Annotated in this window: 4 protein-coding genes; all 4 read left to right on the top strand. The window is 30.5% G+C overall.

Annotated features, from left to right (window positions below; translation table 11 throughout):
* Positions 1 to 107 precede the first annotated feature (107 nt).
* The 4 genes from Q0733_RS12650 to Q0733_RS12665 all read left to right on the top strand — a co-directional run bounded on the left by Q0733_RS12650 (position 108) and on the right by Q0733_RS12665 (position 4,967).
* Positions 108 to 716, top strand: coding sequence for a hypothetical protein (locus tag Q0733_RS12650; RefSeq protein WP_298782658.1), 609 nt, complete (start codon positions 108 to 110; stop codon positions 714 to 716).
* 161 nt (positions 717 to 877) lie between these two features.
* Entirely contained in the window at positions 878 to 1,411 is a 534-nt protein-coding gene (locus Q0733_RS12655) for a hypothetical protein (protein WP_298782660.1), read from the top strand.
* A 770-nt stretch (positions 1,412 to 2,181) separates the two neighbouring features.
* On the top strand, positions 2,182 to 4,020 hold the full coding sequence (locus Q0733_RS12660; protein ID WP_298782662.1) for an N-6 DNA methylase: 1,839 nt from the start codon (positions 2,182 to 2,184) through the stop codon (positions 4,018 to 4,020).
* Positions 4,020 to 4,967 (top strand): restriction endonuclease subunit S, encoded by a 948-nt coding sequence (locus Q0733_RS12665; protein ID WP_298782664.1) that lies wholly within the window; start codon positions 4,020 to 4,022, stop codon positions 4,965 to 4,967. The genes Q0733_RS12660 and Q0733_RS12665 overlap by 1 nt, the downstream gene beginning before the upstream one ends.
* Positions 4,968 to 5,409 lie beyond the last annotated feature (442 nt).

A 5,409-nucleotide genomic window follows, 5' to 3' on the forward strand; every position in this document is an offset into this window, starting at 1 on the left:
CGCGGATTTTCTATTCGGTTTTTATTTGCTAAATTTAGTGCTTAAACCACGCAACAAACCATATACAAACACGTTGTGTTTAATGCAAAAAGAACATTCAGAATAATATGAAAATTTGGATAATATTAATTTTAAGTTTATCAATTTCCGTGATTTATGGACAAAATAAACAACCAAAAAAATTAGGAATCGGATTTGCTGTTGCTGAAAATCCCTATCTGTATGAAAATATGTCACATCCGAAAGATATCTTCTCGAATAGTGAATTAACGAACGAAATTCAGACAACTAAAATATTTCCGTTTTTCTACAAACCTGATTATGGACTTTATCATTTTATATGTCTTGAAAAAAATAGCAAATATTTCAAAATATTAATCAACGACTCGGAAATTGGATTTATCCCAAATAATGGAAAGTATATTTTTAAAACTTGGGAAACAATTTTAATGTCAGCTTCAGTTGAACGAATTAACAAACAAAACTTAATCAGAAATAGTCCAAAAAAAACAGACGAAAATACAATTACGAACAATTGTAAATATGAAACTCTGAAAGTTACAGATGTTATTCAAAAAAATGGAGAATATTGGCTTGAAATAACTTTTGCATCAAATTGTGAACCTTATCCAAAAGAAAATGCTGAACAAAAAACTGGATGGATTGAATGGAGAAATTTGGAAAAATTATTAGTCCGAATTCAATTATTATGTTAAAAGCACTAAAACACAACACCGTATAAACTTTATTGCTGGCTTTTTGCCTACTTGCGAAAGTCCTCGCGGACTTTCTTGGTCGGTATTTATTTAGTAACTTTACTGCTAAACCAACGCAACAAAGCTTATACAACAACGTTACCACACATTTGAGCGAACCAATGAAAAAAGGAATTTTAATAACAATAATTGGAATTATAATTATCGGAGTTACTTACTTCGGAATTGAAATGTATGGCTTTGCAAAAGGAATAAAAGAAGATATAGCAGAAAATAAAACACGGAATTTAATTGTTGTGGAAAATGATTATGAAATTAATCTGACAGAATTAGATTCTGTTCGAGAAAATTTAAACGGATTTTGGATTCCTGAAAATGACATTGATGGAAAAGAAATCATATGGTTGGAGTTTCATAAAAAGAAAAACTTTGCGACTTGGGAAATAATATCATTCACAGAAGAACAAAAACAAACTGAAAGTTTATATATGAATTCGTGCTCAACAATCGCTGAATTAATAAAATTGAATGGTAAAATTCAAATGAGTTTTGTCAATTTAGTAAGTTCAGATACAACAGAAATCGAGTATTTAACTAAAACGAAATTCAAAATAGACGGAATGACATATTTAAGGCATAAAGGTTATGATTTTTTAAAAACTTGGAATGTTCACGAATATGAAACTGAAAAATAAAAACGTGTGGTAACACCGTATATAATTTATTGCTGGCTTTTTGCTTACTTGCGAAAGTCCTCACGGACTTTCTTGGTCGGTAAATATTTACTAAATTAGTTGCTTGAAACACGCAACAAACCATATACAACAACGTTGGTATTCATTGCGCGAAAAAAATCAGAATCATACAAAAAGTCGTTTAAAACAATGATTTTTTCGAATAAATCTGTTGGAATTTTTACTCAAATGTTGAATAAAAAAATGCTAAACACTCTCTCGCTCGTAAAAATTATTGTGTGAATTTTAGCAAGTTTATCGAATTAAAAAACGTGAGAATTTACTTAAACTCTTAAAAACCAATATTGCGGAATTTAGCCCGTTTGAGGAATTGAAAATCTTTGCGGAATTTATTACTCAAAATCTGAATTTATTAAAACTTGAATTATAAAAAAAGGAATTATAAACTGAAAAAAACAACGAAATACCAACAAAGTGTATAAAAAATTGCTACTTTTAGCTTAAACAAAATTTGTTGCTTTTTTGGCAATCTTATATTTTCCTTCGGAAAATAACGATGGCAAAAAATCGCAACTTTTTATACACCAAAACGTTGTGCATAATGCGAAAATCGTGCTAAATTGAACATTTGAACTAAAAAATGCCAACGCACCAACAGCACATTTGGTTTTAGCCAACACATAATCCAACGCTAAAAAACCAAAAGAGCGGTTCTTTGCCAACGCTCGAAAAAAAACTAAATTTGAAAATTAAAAAACACCAACCAAAGAGTGAGTAAAAACGAAAGAATAACTGAAAATTTAGTTAGAGATATATTAAGAGATTTGAACTACTACGAACAGGAAGAAACTGTTGTGGAAGAACAAAAAAGTCGAATTGAAGAAGTAAGAAAACTTCTCAAAGGTGCAAGTAAAACTGGGAAAGGCGGAATTGGAGCACCTGAATTTATTATTTCGACATCTGAAACACCTGACTTTATAATAGTTTTTGAATGTAAAGCAGATACTAAAAAACATCAAAGCCCGAAATTAGACAAACCTGTAGATTTTGCAGTTGATGGAGTTTTACATTATGCGAAAAAACTCGCTAAATCTTATAATGTTATTGCTGTAGCAGTAAGCGGACAAACAAAATCAAGTCTTAAAATTTCAAATTGGATAATTCCAAAAGGAAATACAGTTCCGAAACCACTTGTAAACAAATCTGGAAAAAAAATATCCTCAATAATTTCATTAGAAGACTATGTTGAGCACGGAACTTTTGACCCAGATGTAGCGAAGAAAAGGCATAGTGATTTAATGGAATTTTCTCGAGAATTACACAATTTTATGCGTGACCACGCAAAATTAACAGAAAGTGAAAAGCCATTATTAGTAAGCGGAACTTTAATTGCACTTAAAAATAAAGCATTTGCAAAAAGTTATGATGTTTATAAGCCAGAAGAATTACAGAAAGAATGGATGCGTGTAATAAAAGAAGAATTTAAAAAGGCTGACATACCAAATTCAAAAGAATATAGTATGACTCAACCATATTCTTCAATCGCTGTTCATCCAAATTTAGGAAAAGCACAAGCAAAATTTCCACAAGGAATTTTATACGAATTAATAAAAAAGCTTAATGAAAAAGTTTGGCCTTTTATAAGTGTTTATCACGATTTTGATGTAGTTGGACAATTCTATGGAGAATTTTTAAAATATACAGGTGGAGACAAAAAAGCTTTAGGTATTGTTTTAACACCAAGACACGTAACAGAACTTTTTGCATTAATTGCTAATGTTCAAAAAGACAGTAAAGTCCTTGACACTTGTGCTGGAACTGGTGGGTTTTTAATTTCTGCAATGCATCAAATGTTTAAAAAAGCTGAAACAAAAGCTGAAAAAGACAGGATAAAAAAGGAAGGTTTAATCGGAATAGAAAACCAGCCACAAATGTATGCACTATCTGCAAGTAATATGATTTTACGTGGAGATGGAAAAGCGAATTTACATCAAGGAAGTTGTTTTGATGAGGCAATAACTAAAGAAGTAAAGAAGCAAAAATGTAACATCGGAATGATAAATCCGCCTTACTCACAAAGTGATGAAGATTTACACGAGCTTGTTTTTGTAAAACATATGTTAGACTGTTTGGATAAAAATGGTATTGGTATTGCTATTGTTCCAATGTCTTGTGCAATTTCACCACATCCAAAAAGGGAAGAATTACTAAAATATCATACACTTGATGCTGTTATGTCTATGCCAACTGAATTGTTTTATCCTGTTGGAACTGTGCCCTGTATTATGGTTTTTAAGGCTCATATTCCTCACGAAGTAAGTGATTATAAAACTTGGTTTGGATATTGGAAAGAAGACGGCTTCATTAAATCAAAACACAAAGGAAGAATTGACCAAGACAATAATTGGACAACTATTAGAGACCATTGGGTTGAAACATACAGAAATCGAGAAGATATTGCAGGTGAATGCATAAAACAGAGAGTATCAGCAGAAGACGAATGGTGTGCTGAAGCTTATATGAAAACGGATTATTCTTTAGTTAATGAAAGTATGTTTCAAGAGACAGTTAAGAAATATATGTTGTTTAAACTTAACAACAATAAATAATGAAATTAGTTAAAGTTTCAGACATATTTAACGTAGAATATGGTAACAGTTTAGAACTAAATAAACTGACTAAAAAAGATAACGGAATTAATTTTGTCTCTCGAACTGCAAAAAATAATGGTGTGTCTGCAAAAGTCGAGAAAATAAAAGGTATTGAACCAAGTCCTATTGGAACTATTACAGTTTCTCTTGGAGGTTCAGTTCTTGAGACTTTTGTCCAATCAAAACCTTTTTATTCTGGTTATCATATTTATTGCTTAACACCAAAAACTGAATTAACAATTGAGGAAAAATTATATTACTGTTCTTGTATTTCAGCAAATAAATACAGATATAATTATGGCAGACAAGCAAATAGAACATTAAGAGACTTATTAATTCCTGCATTATCAGAAATACCAGATTGGATAAATAATACAGATATAAAGGAATTTGACAATGCGAATGAGCCCTTTTTATCGAAAAAAACACCAAAAATAAAAACATCTGATTGGAAGCCTTTTAGACTTGATGAGCTTTTCGAGTTAAAAAAAGGAAAACGATTAACAAAAGCCAATATGATAAGTGGTGAAGTTCCGTTTATTGGAGCAATTGACAAAGACAATGGTTACAGACAATTCATAGGACAAAAACCAATTCACGAAGGAAATACAATTACTGTCAATTACAATGGTTCAGTTGCAGAATCATTTTATCAACCTGACCCATTTTGGGCTTCTGATGATGTAAATGTATTATATGCCAAATTTGATATGAATCAATATATCGGACTTTTTATAGCTTCTTTAATTAAACTTGAAAAATATCGTTTTAATTATGGTCGTAAATGGCATTTAGAAAGAATGAGTTCATCCGAAATCTATTTACCTGCGAAGAAAGATAATACACCTGATTTTAAATTTATGGAGAATTATATAAAAACATTGGATTACTCAAAAAAAGTATGATACAAAAGCCAACGCTAATAGCCATACACATTTGCAATTCGCTCAATCCAAAGCTACACCAAAAATTGCAAAAGAGTATGTCTTGCCAACGCTAAATCCGAACTAAATAACAAACATCGGAAAACCAAGCTAAACGTAAAAAGCACTATGCACAACAACGTGTATAAAACATAGCTATTATACGCTTTCCGAGAGGTTTATGTATATTTACAAAGTACGCCAAATTTTTAATTTGGTTATATTTATAAAAGAAAATAAAACATAAAAATAAAAAATTCGGCTCGTGCTAAATCTGAAAAGTTAACGTTTATTTACACGCTACGTTTCATACACAAGACCGTTGTGTGCAATAATTGATCCTTCTGCCTCTATTCAAGAACTTAACGCAACAAATCTAAATTAATAGATTTGTAATAATGATAAGAAAAAAGAATAGAAGATT

This window comes from uncultured Polaribacter sp. (assembly GCF_947500975.1).
Classification (GTDB): Bacteria; Bacteroidota; Bacteroidia; order Flavobacteriales; family Flavobacteriaceae; genus Polaribacter.